16 protein-coding genes are annotated in these 15928 nt (G+C 70.8%); 9 read left to right on the forward strand and 7 right to left on the reverse strand.

Annotation, left to right across the window (positions count from 1 at the left end; all coding sequences use genetic code 11):
- Positions 1-3532 (forward strand): multifunctional oxoglutarate decarboxylase/oxoglutarate dehydrogenase thiamine pyrophosphate-binding subunit/dihydrolipoyllysine-residue succinyltransferase subunit (locus tag ACP4J0_RS25220; protein ID WP_426600969.1); only part of this gene is annotated, 3532 nt, incomplete at its 5' end.
- A gap of 200 nt (positions 3533-3732) precedes the next feature.
- Complete coding sequence (locus ACP4J0_RS25225; RefSeq protein ID WP_005312030.1) at positions 3733-3915, forward strand: DUF6104 family protein; 183 nt, start codon at positions 3733-3735, stop codon at positions 3913-3915.
- 36 nt (positions 3916-3951) lie between these two features.
- On the opposite strand, the gene ACP4J0_RS25230 is transcribed toward ACP4J0_RS25225, so the two are convergent.
- Positions 3952-4761: a hypothetical protein gene (locus ACP4J0_RS25230; RefSeq protein WP_426600970.1), complete on the reverse strand. Its 810-nt coding sequence runs from the start codon at positions 4759-4761 to the stop codon at positions 3952-3954.
- Between the two features lie 147 nt (positions 4762-4908).
- On the opposite strand from ACP4J0_RS25230, the gene ACP4J0_RS25235 reads away from it, so the two are divergent.
- Both ACP4J0_RS25235 and ACP4J0_RS25240 read left to right on the forward strand, forming a co-directional pair.
- Positions 4909-5859: a DUF4097 family beta strand repeat-containing protein gene (locus ACP4J0_RS25235; RefSeq protein WP_426601088.1), complete on the forward strand. Its 951-nt coding sequence runs from the start codon at positions 4909-4911 to the stop codon at positions 5857-5859.
- A 1-nt stretch (position 5860) separates the two neighbouring features.
- The gene (locus tag ACP4J0_RS25240) at positions 5861-6928 is read left to right on the forward strand and encodes a helix-turn-helix transcriptional regulator (protein ID WP_426600971.1); all 1068 of its coding nucleotides are present in this window, start codon (positions 5861-5863) and stop codon (positions 6926-6928) included.
- A gap of 86 nt (positions 6929-7014) precedes the next feature.
- On the opposite strand, the gene ACP4J0_RS25245 is transcribed toward ACP4J0_RS25240, so the two are convergent.
- Together ACP4J0_RS25245 and ACP4J0_RS25250 are read right to left on the reverse strand one after the other, a co-directional pair.
- Positions 7015-7578, reverse strand: a complete 564-nt coding sequence (locus ACP4J0_RS25245; RefSeq protein WP_426600973.1) for a Clp protease N-terminal domain-containing protein — start codon at positions 7576-7578, stop codon at positions 7015-7017.
- Positions 7578-7787, reverse strand: a complete 210-nt coding sequence (locus ACP4J0_RS25250) for a helix-turn-helix domain-containing protein (RefSeq protein ID WP_426600974.1) — start codon at positions 7785-7787, stop codon at positions 7578-7580. Before ACP4J0_RS25250 ends, ACP4J0_RS25245 begins: the two co-directional genes overlap by 1 nt.
- A 100-nt stretch (positions 7788-7887) precedes the next feature.
- Between ACP4J0_RS25250 and ACP4J0_RS25255 the strand changes: the two genes are divergently transcribed.
- The gene (locus tag ACP4J0_RS25255) at positions 7888-8064 is read left to right on the forward strand and encodes a hypothetical protein (protein ID WP_426600976.1); all 177 of its coding nucleotides are present in this window, start codon (positions 7888-7890) and stop codon (positions 8062-8064) included.
- Here the strand turns inward: ACP4J0_RS25255 and ACP4J0_RS25260 are convergent.
- Together ACP4J0_RS25260 and ACP4J0_RS25265 are read right to left on the reverse strand one after the other, a co-directional pair.
- The gene (locus ACP4J0_RS25260; RefSeq protein ID WP_426600977.1) at positions 8051-9016 is read right to left on the reverse strand and encodes a zinc-binding dehydrogenase; all 966 of its coding nucleotides are present in this window, start codon (positions 9014-9016) and stop codon (positions 8051-8053) included. The two genes, ACP4J0_RS25255 and ACP4J0_RS25260, sit on opposite strands and share 14 nt — an antisense overlap.
- A gap of 280 nt (positions 9017-9296) precedes the next feature.
- The gene (locus ACP4J0_RS25265; RefSeq protein ID WP_426600978.1) at positions 9297-10526 is read right to left on the reverse strand and encodes an NAD(P)-dependent malic enzyme; all 1230 of its coding nucleotides are present in this window, start codon (positions 10524-10526) and stop codon (positions 9297-9299) included.
- Between the two features lie 642 nt (positions 10527-11168).
- On the opposite strand from ACP4J0_RS25265, the gene ACP4J0_RS25270 reads away from it, so the two are divergent.
- From ACP4J0_RS25270 to ACP4J0_RS25280, 3 genes are read left to right on the forward strand one after another with little or no spacing between them, the layout of a single operon-like run.
- Positions 11169-12134 carry an ABC transporter substrate-binding protein gene (locus ACP4J0_RS25270; protein ID WP_426600979.1) on the forward strand — a complete coding sequence of 322 codons (966 nt, stop codon included), beginning with the start codon at positions 11169-11171 and terminating at the stop codon, positions 12132-12134.
- A 38-nt stretch (positions 12135-12172) separates the two neighbouring features.
- Complete coding sequence (locus tag ACP4J0_RS25275) at positions 12173-13111, forward strand: amino acid ABC transporter permease (RefSeq protein WP_426600980.1); 939 nt, start codon at positions 12173-12175, stop codon at positions 13109-13111.
- On the forward strand, positions 13108-13881 hold the full coding sequence (locus ACP4J0_RS25280) for an amino acid ABC transporter ATP-binding protein (protein ID WP_426600982.1): 774 nt from the start codon (positions 13108-13110) through the stop codon (positions 13879-13881). The genes ACP4J0_RS25275 and ACP4J0_RS25280 overlap by 4 nt, the downstream gene beginning before the upstream one ends.
- Before the next feature lie 102 nt (positions 13882-13983).
- On the opposite strand, the gene ACP4J0_RS25285 is transcribed toward ACP4J0_RS25280, so the two are convergent.
- The gene (locus ACP4J0_RS25285) at positions 13984-14760 is read right to left on the reverse strand and encodes a class I SAM-dependent methyltransferase (protein ID WP_426600983.1); all 777 of its coding nucleotides are present in this window, start codon (positions 14758-14760) and stop codon (positions 13984-13986) included.
- A 111-nt stretch (positions 14761-14871) separates the two neighbouring features.
- On the opposite strand from ACP4J0_RS25285, the gene ACP4J0_RS25290 reads away from it, so the two are divergent.
- Positions 14872-15495 carry a CGNR zinc finger domain-containing protein gene (locus ACP4J0_RS25290; protein ID WP_426600985.1) on the forward strand — a complete coding sequence of 208 codons (624 nt, stop codon included), beginning with the start codon at positions 14872-14874 and terminating at the stop codon, positions 15493-15495.
- On the opposite strand, the gene sodX is transcribed toward ACP4J0_RS25290, so the two are convergent.
- Complete coding sequence (gene sodX / locus ACP4J0_RS25295; protein WP_426600987.1) at positions 15405-15836, reverse strand: nickel-type superoxide dismutase maturation protease; 432 nt, start codon at positions 15834-15836, stop codon at positions 15405-15407. The two genes, ACP4J0_RS25290 and sodX, sit on opposite strands and share 91 nt — an antisense overlap.
- Positions 15837-15928 lie beyond the last annotated feature (92 nt).

The raw sequence follows: 15928 nt of genomic DNA on the forward strand, positions 1-15928 counted from the left end.
GGCCGCCCAGCCCGCCGCCGCGGCCCCGAAGCCGGCCGCGCAGCCTGCCGCTGCCGCCCCGGCGGCTCCTGCGGCTCCTGCGGCGAAGCCGGCCCCGGCCCAGCCCGCCGCCAAGCCGCAGACGAAGGCCGCCGCGCCCGCCAAGGAGGCCACCCCCTCCCCGGAGGGCCCCGAGCTGGTGACCCTGCGCGGCCCCGCCGCCGCGGTCGCGAAGAACATGAACGCCTCGCTGGAGCTGCCCACGGCCACGTCCGTGCGCGCGGTCCCGGTGAAGCTGCTGTTCGACAACCGCATCGTCATCAACAACCACCTCAAGCGCGCCCGGGGCGGGAAGATCTCCTTCACGCACCTGATCGGCTACGCGATGGTGCAGGCCATCAAGGCCATGCCGGCCATGAACTACGCGTTCGGCGAGAAGGACGGCAAGCCGACGCTCATCAAGCCGGCGCACGTCAACCTCGGCCTCGCCATCGACCTGGTCAAGCCCAACGGCGACCGCCAGCTGGTCGTCGCGGCGATCAAGAAGGCCGAGACCATGAACTTCTTCGAGTTCTGGCAGGCCTACGAGGACATCGTCCGCCGCGCCCGCGACGGCAAGCTGACGATGGACGACTTCACCGGCGTCACGGTCTCCCTGACCAACCCCGGCGGCCTCGGCACCGTCCACTCGGTGCCGCGCCTGATGCCCGGCCAGGCCGTCATCATGGGCGTCGGCTCGATGGACTACCCGGCGGAGTTCCAGGGCACCAGCCAGGACACGCTGAACAAGCTCGGCATCTCGAAGGTCATGACGCTCACGTCGACCTACGACCACCGGGTCATCCAGGGCGCCGCCTCCGGCGAGTTCCTGCGCCAGGTCGCCAACCTGCTCCTCGGCGAGAACGGCTTCTACGACGAGATCTTCGAGGCGCTGCGCATCCCCTACGAGCCGGTCCGCTGGCTCAAGGACATCGACGCCTCGCACGACGACGACGTCACCAAGGCCGCCCGCGTCTTCGAGCTGATCCACTCCTACCGGGTCCGCGGCCACGTCATGGCCGACACCGACCCGCTGGAGTACCAGCAGCGCAAGCACCCCGACCTGGACATCACCGAGCACGGGCTCACCCTGTGGGACCTGGAGCGCGAGTTCGCGGTCGGCGGCTTCGCCGGCAAGTCCCTGATGAAGCTGCGCGACATCCTCGGCGTGCTGCGCGACTCGTACTGCCGCACCACCGGTGTCGAGTTCATGCACATCCAGGACCCGAAGCAGCGCAAGTGGATCCAGGACCGCATCGAGCGCTCGCACACCAAGCCGGAGCGCGAGGAGCAGCTGCGCATCCTGCGCCGCCTGAACGCCGCCGAGGCGTTCGAGACGTTCCTGCAGACCAAGTACGTCGGCCAGAAGCGGTTCTCCCTGGAGGGCGGCGAGTCCGTCATCCCGCTGCTGGACGCGGTCATCGACTCGGCGGCCGAGTCCCGCCTGGACGAGGTCGTCATCGGCATGGCCCACCGCGGCCGGCTGAACGTGCTGGCCAACGTCGTCGGCAAGTCGTACGCGCAGATCTTCCGCGAGTTCGAGGGCAACCTCGACCCGAAGTCGATGCACGGCTCCGGTGACGTGAAGTACCACCTGGGCGCCGAGGGCACCTTCACCGGCCTGGACGGCGAGCAGATCAAGGTCTCGCTGGTGGCCAACCCCTCGCACCTGGAGGCGGTCGACCCGATCGTCGAGGGCGTCGCCCGCGCCAAGCAGGACATCATCAACAAGGGCGGCACCGACTTCACGGTCCTGCCGATCGCGGTCCACGGCGACGCGGCCTTCGCGGGCCAGGGCGTGGTGGCCGAGACCCTGAACATGTCGCAGCTGCGCGGCTACCGCACCGGCGGCACGGTCCACGTCGTCATCAACAACCAGGTCGGCTTCACCGCCGCCCCGGAGTCGTCGCGTTCCTCGATGTACGCGACGGACGTGGCCCGCATGATCGAGGCCCCGATCTTCCACGTGAACGGCGACGACCCGGAGGCCTGCGTCCGCGTGGCGCGGCTGGCCTTCGAGTTCCGCCAGGCGTTCAACAAGGACGTGGTGATCGACCTCATCTGCTACCGCCGCCGCGGTCACAACGAGACCGACAACCCGGCCTTCACCCAGCCGCTGATGTACGACCTGATCGACAAGAAGCGCTCGGTGCGCAAGCTGTACACCGAGTCCCTCATCGGTCGCGGCGACATCACCCTGGAAGAGGCCGAGCAGGCGCTGCAGGACTACCAGGGCCAGCTGGAGAAGGTCTTCACCGAGGTCCGCGAGGCGGCCTCCCAGCCGTCCGCCGCGGAGCCCTCGGACCCGCAGGCCGAGTTCCCGGTCGCCGTGAACACCGCGGTCACCGCCGAGACCGTCAAGCGGATCGCCGAGTCCCAGGTCAACATCCCCGACCACGTCACCGTGCACCCGCGACTGCTGCCGCAGCTGCAGCGCCGCGCGGCCATGGTCGAGGACGGCACGATCGACTGGGGCATGGGCGAGACCCTCGCCGTCGGCTCGCTGCTCCTGGAGGGCGTCCCGGTCCGGCTGTCCGGCCAGGACTCGCAGCGCGGCACCTTCGGCCAGCGCCACGCGGTGCTCATCAACCGCGAGACGGGCGACGAGTTCACGCCGCTGCTGTACCTGGCCGAGGACCAGGCCCGGTACAACGTCTACAACTCCCTGCTCTCCGAGTACGCGGTGATGGGCTTCGAGTACGGCTACTCGCTGGCCCGCCCCGACGCGCTGGTGATGTGGGAGGCGCAGTTCGGCGACTTCGTCAACGGCGCGCAGACGGTCGTGGACGAGTTCATCTCGTCGGCCGAGCAGAAGTGGAACCAGACCTCCGGCGTCACGCTCCTGCTGCCGCACGGCTACGAGGGCCAGGGCCCGGACCACTCCTCGGCCCGCCCGGAGCGGTTCCTGCAGCTCTGCGCGCAGAACAACATGACGGTCGCGATGCCGACCCTGCCGTCGAACTACTTCCACCTCCTGCGGTGGCAGGTGCACAACCCGCACCACAAGCCGCTGGTCGTCTTCACCCCGAAGTCGATGCTGCGCCTCAAGGCCGCGGCGTCGAAGGCGGAGGAGTTCACCACGGGCCAGTTCCGCCCGGTCATCGGCGACGACTCGGTCGAGGCGGCCGCGGTCAAGAAGGTCGTCTTCTGCGCCGGCAAGGTCTACTACGACCTCGACGCCGAGCGGAAGAAGCGCGGCGTGACGGACACGGCCATCATCCGCATCGAGCGCCTGTACCCGCTGCCGGGTGCCGAGCTCCAGGCGGAGATCGCCAAGTACCCGAACGCCGAGAAGTACCTGTGGGCCCAGGAGGAGCCGGCGAACCAGGGTGCCTGGCCGTTCATCGCGCTCAACCTGATCGACCACCTGGACCTGGCGGTCGGCGCCGACGTCCCGCACGGCGAGCGCCTGCGGCGCATCTCGCGCCCGCACGGCTCGTCCCCGGCCGTGGGTTCCGCGAAGCGGCACCAGGCCGAGCAGGAGCAGCTGGTGCGTGAGGTGTTCGAGGCCTGAGCCCCCGGTCAACCGGCCTGACGTCGAAGGGCCCGCCCCCGGGAGACCGGGGCCGGGCCCTTCGGCGTGCGTACCCGTACCCCGGCCGGGACCGTGCGGGCGCGGGTACGGGGCGCGCCTATCCTGGGACCAGCGGTTCCCACGGAACCCCACCCTGTTCGACTCAGTCGGTCCAGCCGACCCATCCGACGGAGAGCACGTTGTACTTCACCGACCGCGGCATCGAGGAACTGGAGAAGCGGCGCGGCGAGGAGGAGGTCACCTTCGAGTGGCTCGCCGAGCAGCTGCGGACCTTCGTCGATCTCAACCCGGACTTCGAGGTGCCGGTGGAGCGGCTGGCGACCTGGCTGGCGCGGCTGGACGACGAGGACGACGAGGAGTAGTCCCCCAGGGGGTGCGCCGCCGCGTCCCGGAGGCTGTCAGGGACGCCGTGTCAGCCCGTACGCCACCCCCAGCGCGCCGTGCGCGACCAGCAGTACCCCCGCCGTGGTCCAGCCTCCGCTGCGGCGCCGCAGACCCCAGGCGGTGAGGGGCAGGCCGGCCGCCATCTGGGCCAGGGCCAGGGCGCGGGCTCCGGGGCCGCCCACCCAGGGCATCCAGGGGGCGAGGCGGCTTTCGCCGGCGGTCGGGCGCCGCCCGGCGGCCCCGGTCCGCCGGACGCCGGGCAGGGCTCGGGCGGCGGCGCCGAGGCGGTCGGCGGGCTCGCCGGGGTCGAGTCCGGCGGGGAGGGCGACTCCCGCGCGGGTGAGGACCGCGAGCAGGCCGCGCAGCCTGGTACGGGCGTCGGCCTCGGGATCGGGCCCGGTCAGCCGGTCCAGCGACTGCACGTCCAGTACGGGATCCAGGCCGAGGCGGTGGGCGAAGGTGCGCATCGCCTCGGCCTCGCCGGCCGGGGTCCCGTCCGCGAGCCACACGTAGCCGACGGGGCGGCGGAAGCCGGACGCGAGGGTGTAGCCGGCCCGGTCGGCGTCCCACCACAGGGCGAGTACGGGCCAGGGGGCGCCGACGGCGAGCGCGGCCGCCCAGCCGGTGAGCACGCGCTCGACCGGTTCGCCGCCGTGCCGCCAGGGCCCGCCCTCCGGGACGAGCACACTCCACTTCTCGCCGGCCCGGAGCAGCGGCATGCGCTCGCCCAGCAGCGGAGCGACGGCGGTGACGGAGTCCGGCTCGGCGCGGCACAGCAGCAGGGCACCGGCAGCGGAGGCGGATGCGGACTCTTCCGTCGACATGTTCACAAGCTAGGGCAAACCCGCCCGATCCCGCCCTCCCGGCCGAGCGCAGATCACCGGAACGGGTCTCTTGACTTTCCCTGCGCGCGATATATCGTGAATTACGGAGGACGCGATATGGCGCGTTCGGTCGAGGAGGTCTGCACCATGTCCGAGTGGTCCGTCGCGGAGCCCGGGAAACTCACCTTCGACGAGTCCGTGAGCGAGCTCCAGGTACGCATCGTCAATGGAACAGTGAACGTCGTGGGCACGGACGAAGGTTCCGCCCGCCTGGAGGTCTCCGAGATGGAGGGGCCACCCCTGATCGTGACCCACCAGGACGGCATACTCACCGTGGCCTACGAGGACCTGCCCTGGAAGGGCTTCCTCAAGTGGCTCGACCGCAAGGGCTGGCGCCGCAGCGCGGTGGTCTCCCTGGCCGTGCCGACCGGCACCCGCGTGGAGGTGGGCGTGGTCAGCGCCACGGCCGTGGTCTCCGGACTCGACGGGCGCGCCGAGGTGCGGGGCGTCGCCGGGGACACCACGCTGGTGAGCCTCGCGGGCCCGGTCCGCGCGGACACCGTCTCCGGAAATGTGGAGGCCCAGGCCCTCAGCGGCGACCTGCGCTTCAACTCCGTCTCCGGCGACCTGACGGTGGTGGAGGCGGGCTCCTCCGTCCGGGCGGACTCCGTGAGCGGTTCGATGATCGTCGATCTGGATCCGGCCGGCGGCCCCACCGACATCAGCCTGACCAGCGTCTCGGGCGAGATCGCCATCCGGCTGCCCCAGCCCGCCGACGCCCGGGTGGAGGCGAACACCGCCAGCGGCACGGTCTCCAGCGCCTTCGAGGACCTCCGGGTGGGCGGGCAGTGGGGTGCCAAGCGGATCACCGGCCGGCTCGGCGCGGGCAACGGCCGGCTGAAGGCCACGACGATCTCCGGCTCGATCGCCCTGCTGCGCCGCCCGGCAGGGGAGGACACAGCGGGGGAGCGCGAGCCCGTGGACACCGGCCCGGCGGGCGACGCGCAGGACGACTCGGGGGACAATTCCGCTTCCGGCCGGGACCGCGGCGCCACCGGCGCCCCGGCCGACGGCACGACCGAAAAGAAGGTGCTCTGACATGTCCCCCGTCTTCGCGCACGGCCGCCTCCGCCTCTACCTCCTCAAGCTGCTGGACGAGGCCCCGCGTCACGGCTACGAGGTGATCCGGCTCCTCGAAGAGCGCTTCCAGGGTCTGTACGCTCCGTCGGCCGGCACGGTGTACCCGCGCCTGGCCAAGCTGGAGGCCGAGGGCCTGGTCACCCACACCACCGAGGGCGGCCGCAAGGTGTACGCCATCACCGACGCCGGCCGCGCCGAACTGTCCGACCGCAGTGGCGAACTGGCCGACCTGGAGCTGGAGATCCGGGAGTCCGTCGCCGAGCTCGCCGCCGAGATCCGGGCCGACGTGCGCGGCGCCGCCGGTGATCTGCGCCGGGAGATGCGGGCCGCGGCCAGCGCCGCCCGCGGGGGCACCGGCTCGGCGGCGCACGGCGAGGGCACCGGCTCCGCCGCCGGCACCGCGGACACCGACGACAAGGAGGCCTGGCGCGCCGCCAAGGAGGAGATGCGGCGCGTCAAGCAGGAGTGGAAGGAGCAGGCCCGCCGCGCCAAGGACGAGAGCCGCCGCGCCCGCGAGGAGGCCCAGCGGGCCCGGCATCAGGCCAAGGAGGCCCAGGAGCGGGCCCGGGCTCAGGCACAGGAGGAGGTGCAGCGCATCGCCCAGCGGGTCCAGGAGCAGGTCCAGGACCACTTCTCGCGGGGCGACTGGCCGACCGGGCTGCGCGAGGGCCTGACCGAACTGGCCAAGGAGGTCGGCGACTTCGGCAAGGACTTCGGGAAGGAGTTCGGAAAGGACTGGGGCTTCGGCCGCACCGACACCGGGCCGAGCACCCACCGGCCCGAGTACTCCGCGGCCCGCGAGGACTTCCCGGCCGGCTACGCCCCGTCCTGGGCGCACGAGGACGCCGCGGAGTCCACCGGTGACCCCGCCCGCGACCTGGACCGGCTGCTCGACCGCTTCCGGGACGACATCCGCGACGCGGCCCGGGACCACGGCGTCACGGCCGACCAGCTCCGCGACGCCCGCCTCCAGTTGTCGACGGCCGCGGCGCACATCGGGGCGGTGCTGCGGGCACCGAAGGCCTGAGCACCGGCACCGGCTCCTGCGGCGCATGTCCCCGGCGCGGCTCCCCGGCACACCGCCGAAGGCGCCTCGCCGGGGCGCCGCGCACGTCAGGCGCAGGCCTCCCCCGCACCGCCGCCCAGCACCCTGGTCAGCGACTCATGGGTCACCCCGTGGTCGGCGAGCACCTCGGCGGGTACACCGGGGCGGACGGTGAGGGCGAGGAGGATGTGCTCGTCCCCGATGTGCCGGTCGCGCCGGGCGACGGCAGCCCGCAGGGCCTGCTCCAGCACCTCCTTGGCGCCCTTGCTGAAACCGCGGTGCCCGGACCACCAACGCCTGTTCCTCCGGTCGCCGGACATCGCGCCGACGCCATGGGCCTCCTCCACCCGGGCGACGATCTCGGAGACGTCGATCCCCAGCCCGGCGAGGGCGTCGGTCTCGGCCCGGGTCAGCCCGGCACGTCGCCGCGCCTCCGCCAGGGCCTGCCGTACCTCCTCCTCGCGTTCGCCGACCCCGAGCGCCGACAGGGCGAAGGAGGCCCGGCTGCCCTCCCGGTCCAGCAGGGCGAGCAGCAGGTGCTCGGTGTCGACGGTCTGCGCCCGTGCTCCTTCGGCGTGCTCGACCGCCCCCTGCACCACGGCCCGGGCGTCCTTCGTGAATCGCTCGAACATCAATGCCTCCCATGCTTCTTGTGCACGGCCTGCCTGCTGACCCCGAGTTCCGTGGCGATCTCCTGCCACGACCATCCCTGGTTGCGCGCGCTGCGCACCTGCACCGCTTCCAGCTGCTCCAGCAGCATCCGCAGTGCGGCGACGGCCCGCAGCCCGACCCGGGGGTCACGATCACCCGCCCGCGCGGCGAGATCCGTTGCTTCGCTCATGCTGTCAATGTAGGTTGACAGGACACGCTCGTCAACCCTGGTTGACACTCCGGGGTGGTTCGGGGAACGCGAACGGCGGACCCGGAAGACCGGGCCCGCCGTGGACGAGCTGAATGATCCGATCGGCCCGCGCGATCCGAATGATCCGCACGGCCTGATCGACCTGATCGACCTGATCGACCTGATCGACCTGATCGACCTGATCGATCCGATCGATCCGATCGATCCGATCGGTCTGCGTGACAGGGAGAAAAGCTTGAAGGTCAGGAACCGCTGAGCACGATCTTGCCGAACTGCCCTCCGGAGGCCATCCGCTCGAATCCCTCGCGGGCCCGGTCCATCGGAAGCACCTCGTCGATGACGGGACGTACACCGGTCGCGGCGCAGAAGGACAGCAGGTCCTCCAACTCGTCCTTCGTGCCCATCGTGGAGCCGACGATCTTGAGTTCCAGGAAGAAGACCCGGGTCAGCTCGGCATGGGAGGGCCGGTCGCCGCTGGTGGCGCCGGAGATGACGAGCGTGCCGCCCGGCCGCAGCGACTTCACCGAGTGGGACCAGGTGGCGGCGCCCACGGTCTCGATGACGGCATCGACCCGCTGCGGCAGCCGCGCGCCCGGCTCGACGGCCTCCACGGCGCCCAGCTCCAGGGCCCGCTTCCGCTTGGCCTCGTCCCGGCTGGTGGCGAAGACCCGCAGCCCCGCCGCCTTGCCCAGCACGATCGCGGCCGTGGCGACCCCACCACCGGCGCCCTGCACCAGCACCGAGTCACCCGGGCGCACCCCGGCGTTGGTGAACAGCATCCGGTACGCCGTCAGCCAGGCGGTCGGCAGGCAGGCGGCCTCCTCGAAGGAGAGCTCCTTCGGCTTGGGCAGGACGTTCCAGGTCGGCACGGCGACCTGCTCGGCGAACGTCCCCGGGTAGCGCTCCGTGAGGATCGAGCGGGGCTCCTTCGGGCCGACGCCGTGGCCGGTCTGGCCGATCACGGAGTGCAGGACGACCTCGTTGCCGTCCTCGTCCACACCCGCGGCGTCACAGCCGAGGATCATCGGGAGCCGGTCCTCGGGGAGGCCGACGCCGCGCAGGGACCACAGGTCGTGGTGGTTGAGGGAGGCGGCCCTGACATCGACGACGCTCCAGCCGGGACGGGCCTCGGGAGCGGGGCGCTCTCCCAACTCCAGTCCGGTCAGCGGCTGGTCGCGGTCGATTCGGGCGGCGTAGACAGCGAACATGACCTTGACGATAGGTTCCCGACCCGCGGACCGGAACCACGACGCCCTGTGACACACGCCCTCTTGCCCCCGCGCAGCAGCGGGCAGTCGTGCCGCTGGGGCGGCACGGGTGGGCGGTGGGGGCACCTCCCGCTCGAGCGCAGCCGAGAGTGGGGGAGGCACCCCGCAGCGCCGGGCCGCGCCACCCACCCCCGCCCCACACCGACGCCGCCCCACCGGCAAAAGCGAACGGCCCCGTCCACCAAGGACGAGGCCGTGCACCACACGCGGCATCACACCGTCACCGGCGCGCGACCCCCTCCGCCCGAGCCGCCGCCGCCACCGCCGCCGTCACGGCCGGCGCGACGCGCTCGTCGAACGGGGACGGGATGACGTAGTCCGCGGCGAGGTCGTCGCCCACCACGGAGGCCAGCGCCTCGGCCGCCGCGAGCTTCATGCCCTCGGTGATCCGGGACGCCCGCACCTGCAGCGCGCCCGCGAAGATGCCCGGGAACGCCAGCACGTTGTTGATCTGGTTCGGGAAGTCCGAGCGCCCCGTCGCGACGACCGCCGCGTACTTGTGGGCGACCTCCGGGTGCACCTCGGGGTTCGGGTTGGCCATCGCGAAGACGAAGGCGCCCTTCGCCATCGAGGCGACCGCAGGCTCCGGCACCGTACCGCCGGAGACGCCGATGAAGACGTCGGCGCCCGACAGGGCGGCCTCCAGCGAGCCGGACAGCCCCGCCTTGTTGGTGAAGGAGGCCAGCTCCCGCTTGACCGGGGTCAGGTCCTCCCGGTCCGCCGAGACGACGCCCTTGCGGTCCGCGACCGCGACGTCCCCGATGCCGGCCTCCACCAGCATCTTGGCGATGGCGACACCGGCCGCGCCCGCGCCCGAGATCACCGCCCGCAGCTCGCCCAGGGTCCGCCCGCTCAGCCGAGCGGCGTTGCGCAGGGCCGCGAGCGTCACGACCGCCGTGCCGTGCTGGTCGTCGTGGAAGACCGGGATGTCGAGGCGCTCCTGGAGCTTGCGCTCGATCTCGAAGCACCGCGGCGCCGAGATGTCCTCCAGGTTCACGCCGCCGAAGGACGGCGCGAGCCGCACCACCGTCTCGACGATGTCGTCGGCGTCCGTGCAGTTCAGCGCGATCGGAACCGCGTCCACACCGCCGAACTGCTTGAACAGGATCGCCTTCCCCTCCATCACCGGAAGGGAGGCCTCGGGCCCGATGTCCCCGAGTCCCAGAACCGCCGTACCGTCCGTCACGACCGCCACGACCGACGACTTCCACGTGTAGTCGTGGACGAGGTCGGGCTGCTCGGCGATCGCGCTGCACACTTTCGCGACGCCGGGCGTGTACGCCAGGGACAGGTCGTCCTTGTCACGGACCGGCACGGTGGCCTGCACGGCCATCTTGCCGCCGCGGTGCAGCGCGAACGCGGGGTCGAAGGAGTCGAGGGGCTCCGTGCCCGCCTCCTGCTCCGTACTGGCGTCGCTGTCGCTGCGAGGATTGACGATCTCCGCTGCCACTTTGTCTTACCCCTTAAGAGTTCATGGTTTGAGGGTTTGTCCACTCCTGGTGAGGAATGGGCGGGCACCGCGCAGGACGCCGGCCGACTGGGCCACAGGGAGGCCTGCGCGACGGGCGCGCCGCACACGCGCCCTGAGCCCCTGATGAGGGGTGTAAAGAACCTTCTTACCCGACGGACGCCCCCCGCGACGAGTCCGATAAGCGCAAGCTCACATGTCGGACCCCGAACGCCGCATGCCGGTGACATGACTCATAGCCAGGGATCCGGACAACTTCTCGGCATCCCTTGACAGGCATGGAGAACAGGTCTCCAAAGGCCGCACATACGCGCGAACCGCGTCTGGATATCGAGGAATGCCGAAGATCTTCCGGCCGGAAGGGAGGATTCCCGTAAAGGTTCGGTCGTGATGTACCGACCTGGTGCGGTTCGGGGGGTCACCCGTTATCCGATTTTGACATGACGTCCCCCCTGAACGGCCGAGTCCGAATGGCAAGATGCCGTAATCACACGAGGTCGCGACACTCGAAGGCGTGTGCTCTCGTCGACCCGCCGCGCCTGCCGATGTCCCGGCCGGCGTCCCGCTCCACCGGAACTCCACCGTCACCATCGGCATCTCCCTTCATCCGCCGGAGGAACCACCATGACCGCAAGCTCCACCCGTCGTACGACCGCCGCGCACTCCCGGACAGCAGCGGTCGGTGCGATCGCGGTCGCAGGCGCCCTGCTGCTCACCGGATGCGGCGACCAGACCAAGGACAACGACTCCGGCAGCGAGAGCCCGGCGAAGAGCGCGGCCCCGCTGGCCGACAAGCTGCCGCAGTCCATACGCGACAAGGGCGTCATCAAGGTCGGTTCCGACATCGCCTACGCGCCGGTCGAATTCAAGGACGACTCCGGCAAGGTCGTCGGTATCGACCCGGACCTCGCCGAGGCCATGGGCAAGCAGCTCGGGGTGAAGTTCGAGTTCCAGAACGCTACGTTCGACACCCTCATCGGCGGTCTCGCGTCCAAGCGCTACGACATCGCCATGTCGGCCATGACCGACACCAAGCAGCGCCAGGAGGGCATCGACGCCGACACCGGCAAGAAGGTCGGCGCGGGCGTCGACTTCGTCGACTACTTCACCGCGGGCGTCTCGCTCTACACCAACAAGGGCGACGACCAGGGGATCAAGACCTGGGACGACCTGTGCGGCAAGACCATGGCCGTGCAGCGCAACACCTTCTCCCACGACCTCGCCAAGGAGCAGGCGACCAAGTGCGAGAAGGACGGCAAGAAGACCCTGAAGATCGAGGACTTCGGCACCAACCCCGAGGCCGAGACCCGGATGCGCTCCAAGGGAGCCGACGTCGTCTCCGCCGACTTCCCGATCGCCGCCTACTCCGTGAAGAACTCCGGCGGCGGCAAGTACTTCGAGATCGTCGGCGAGCAGGTCGAGGCGGGCCCCTACGGCATCGCCGTCGCCAAGGGCAACACCGAGCTCCGTGACGCGCTGCAGGCCGCGGTCCAGGCGCTCATCGACAACGGCGAGTACAAGAAGATCATCGACAAGTGGGGCGTCGCGGACGGCGCGATCACCGAGGCCAAGATCAACGGCGGTTCCTGAACCGGCCCCGTTCGACTCGGCTCTGAAAGGCTCCACCCGTGACTGTTGACGTCAGCAAGACGGGCGGTCCCGACGCGACGCCCCCCGCCGGGCCGGAGGCCATCAAGGCCATCCCGGTCCGGCACCCGGGGCGGTACGTGTCCGCGGCCGTCGCACTCGCCCTCCTGGGCGCGGTCGTCTACGCCTTCGCGCAAGGCAACATCAACTGGGGCGCGATCCCCGAGTACTTCTTCGACGACCGCATCCTCGAGGGTGTCTGGAACACCCTGCTGCTCACGGTGCTGTCGATGGCGATCGGCATCGCCGGCGGCATCCTGCTCGCCGTGATGCGCCTGTCGAAGAACCCGGTGACCTCGTCCATCGCCTGGTTCTACATCTGGTTCTTCCGCGGCACCCCGGTCCTGGTCCAGCTCTTCGTCTGGTTCAACCTCGGCCTGGTGTTCGAGTACATCAACCTGGGTCCGATCTACAAGGACTACTGGTCCTCGTTCATGACGCCGCTGCTGACGGCGCTGCTCGGTCTGGGGCTCAACGAGGCCGCGTACATGGCCGAGATCTGCCGTGCCGGTCTGCTCTCGGTCGACGAGGGCCAGACGGAGGCGTCGCACGCGCTCGGCATGAGCCAGCCGAAGACGCTGCGCCGGATCGTGATCCCGCAGGCGATGCGCGTCATCGTGCCGCCCACGGGCAACGAGGTCATCAACATGCTGAAGACCACCTCGCTGGTCTCGGCGGTGCAGTTCGCCGACCTCTTCAAGCAGGCCCAGGACATCGGGCAGGGCGCGGGCTCGACGGTGGAGATGTACTTCCTCGCCGCCGCCTGGTACCTGATCATGACCTCGATCCTGAGCGTCGGGCAGTACTACGTCGAGCGGTACTACGCCCGCGGTTCCAGCCGCACCCTGCCGCCGACGCCGTTGCAGCGCTTCAAGGCGGCCGTCCTGCCCACCCGCCGCCCGAAGGGAGTCACGGCATGACGCAGTCCTCCCCCGCCATGGTCAAGGCCGAGGGCGTCCACAAGTCCTTCGGTGCCGTGGAGGTCCTCAAGGGCATCGACCTGGAGGTGAAGTCCGGCGAGGTGTTCTGCCTCATCGGCCCCTCCGGCTCCGGCAAGTCCACCTTCCTCAGGTGTATCAACCACCTCGAGAAGATCAACGCCGGGCGTCTGTACGTCGACGGCGAGCTGGTCGGCTACCGCCAGAAGGGCGACAAGCTCTACGAGCTGAGGGACAGCGAGGTCGCCCTCAAGCGCCGGGACATCGGCATGGTCTTCCAGCGCTTCAACCTGTTCCCGCACATGACGGCCGTGGAGAACGTCATGGAGGCGCCGGTACAGGTCAAGGGCGTGAGCAAGGCGCAGGCCAGGGAGCGGGCACGGCAGCTCCTGGAGCGCGTTGGCCTGGGCGACAAGGCGGGCAACTACCCCTCGCAGCTCTCCGGCGGCCAGCAGCAGCGGGTGGCGATCGCCCGGGCCCTGGCGATGGACCCGAAGCTGATGCTGTTCGACGAGCCGACCTCGGCCCTGGACCCGGAGCTGGTCGGCGACGTCCTCGACGTCATGCGCGACCTCGCCGAGTCCGGCATGACGATGGTCGTCGTCACCCATGAGATGGGCTTCGCCCGCGAGGTCGGCGACAGCCTGGTCTTCATGGACGGCGGCGTGGTGGTCGAGTCGGGCAACCCGCGCGACGTCCTGACGGACCCGCAGCACGAGCGGACGAAGGCGTTCCTGTCCAAGGTCCTCTGAACGCCCGCAGGCACGCCGAAGGGGGCGGTACGTATCTCTGTACCGCCCCCTTCGGGCTGCGTCCGGCCCCGGACTCGGACCCGGCCCCGGACCGCCGCCGCGTTACTTGAGCGCCAGCAGCAGCGTGTCCGACGGCGAGCACCAGACCGGCCGCGCCTCGCCGAAGCCCTTCTCGCGCAGCACGCGCGCGTGCCACGCCGCCGAGGGCGTGTCGCCGTCGGCGTGCTCACCGTAGATCTCGAAGCGTCGGGCGGTGGGCCCGGCGAGCACCGGGTCCTTGGCGGCGAGCTGCCACCACTCGGCCCAGTCCAGCGCTCCCTGCGACTTGGCGGCCTCCATCCGCGCGTGCCGCTGGGCGCGCTCGGCCGCGTTGATCCTGGGGGTCGTCTCGTCGATCATGTGGTCCGCGTTCATGAAGACACCACCGTCGCGGACCAGTTCCGCGACCCGACCGTAGAGGGCCGCGAGGGGTTCGGCGTGGAGCCAGTGCAGGGCCGTGGCGGTCAGCACGGCGTCGTAGGAGTCGTACGGCAGCCCCGCCGTCCAGTCGGGGTCCTTGAGGTCGGCGCTGACCAGGGAGACCCGCTCGTCGCCCGCGAAGGTGCCCTCGGCGATGGCGAGGAGCGCGGGGTCGAGGTCCACGCCGGTGCTGGTGGCCTCCGGGAACCGGGCGAGCAGCCGGGCCGTGATGGTCCCGGTGCCGCAGGCGAGGTCGAGCACGCGCGGCGCGGGACCGACCAGGGCCTCGACCATGTCCAGCATGGTCCGGAAGCGTTCCTCGCGGTCCGGCATGTACCACTCCTGCTGCCGGTCCCAGCTGACCTGCCAGGCCTGCCAGTCGGCGCCGGTCGTGGTGGTGGTGATGTCCGCGTCCGTCATCGAGCCCCTCCGTCGTGTGCGTGACGCAATACCCTGGTAATACCCTGGAACCACGATCAGCTGTTACCCGACCGCAGGCACGACCATAGAGCCCCTCCGTAAGGACTACAAGTGGAACTGGCCTATTACTCGGATTACGCCGTACGTCTCGTCAACACCGAGGAACCGGCCCGGGGACAGGACTCCCTGACCTCGGTCGAGGCCGTCCGCGAGCTCTTCGGCGCCAACCAGTCGGCGGCCCGGCGCGCCACGGACGCGGACGTGACCCGGTTCCGGTCGGTGCGGGGGCGGCTGCGGGCGGTCTTCGAAGCGGCCGACGGCGGCGACGAGACCCTCGCCGTGGACCTCCTGAACTCCCTCCTGCTGGAGTTCCCGGTGAGCCCGCAGATCTCCGGCCACGACCACCGCGACGACGACGGCAGCCCGCTGTGGCACATGCACCTGGCGGACCACCCGTCCAACGCGACCGCCGGTTTCGCCGCCCTCGCGGCGATGGGCCTGGCCTTCCACCTCACCGAGTACGGCGTGGACCGCCTGGGCCTGTGCGAGGCGGCCCCCTGCCGCAACGCCTACCTGGACACCTCCACCAACCGCTCCCGGCGCTACTGCTCCGACCGCTGCGCCACCCGTGCCAACGTGGCGGCCTACCGCGCCCGCAAACGCCTGGAGGCGGACCGGGCCACCGGCCTGAGCGCCGACAGCGCCCAGCGGACCACCGCGAGCGGCGAGCGCTGACCCGGCCGGCGCGGCCGGTACCGCGCCCGTGCCCTGCCGAGCACCAGCTCCTCCGGGACAACCCCGTAGTCGGTGCTGTCACCGCCCGCGAACGCGTTGTCCCCGAGCACCCACCAGCCGGCCCCGCGCCGCTCGACGGCCCGCTTGACCACGAGCAGGTCCTGCTGGAAGGGATGCCGCAGCACCACCACGTCACCCGGCCGGACCCTGGCCCCCCAGTGCACCAGGAGCACGTCCCCGTGGTGCAGCGTGGGCACCATCGACGGCCCGGTCACCTCGGCCGGCCCGAAGGGCAGGGCCCCTCTGGCGCGTTCGGTCTCCTGCGACAGCTGCTCCGGCATGACCCGGCACCTCCCCGGTCTTTCCTCCACCAGTCTCAGTCTGACCCCGGACTTTTGTCCTAAGCCCACGGGGGCACTCGCGAAAACGCGCC

This window comes from Streptomyces sp. WG7 (assembly GCF_049975785.1).
Classification (GTDB): Bacteria; Actinomycetota; Actinomycetes; order Streptomycetales; family Streptomycetaceae; genus Streptomyces.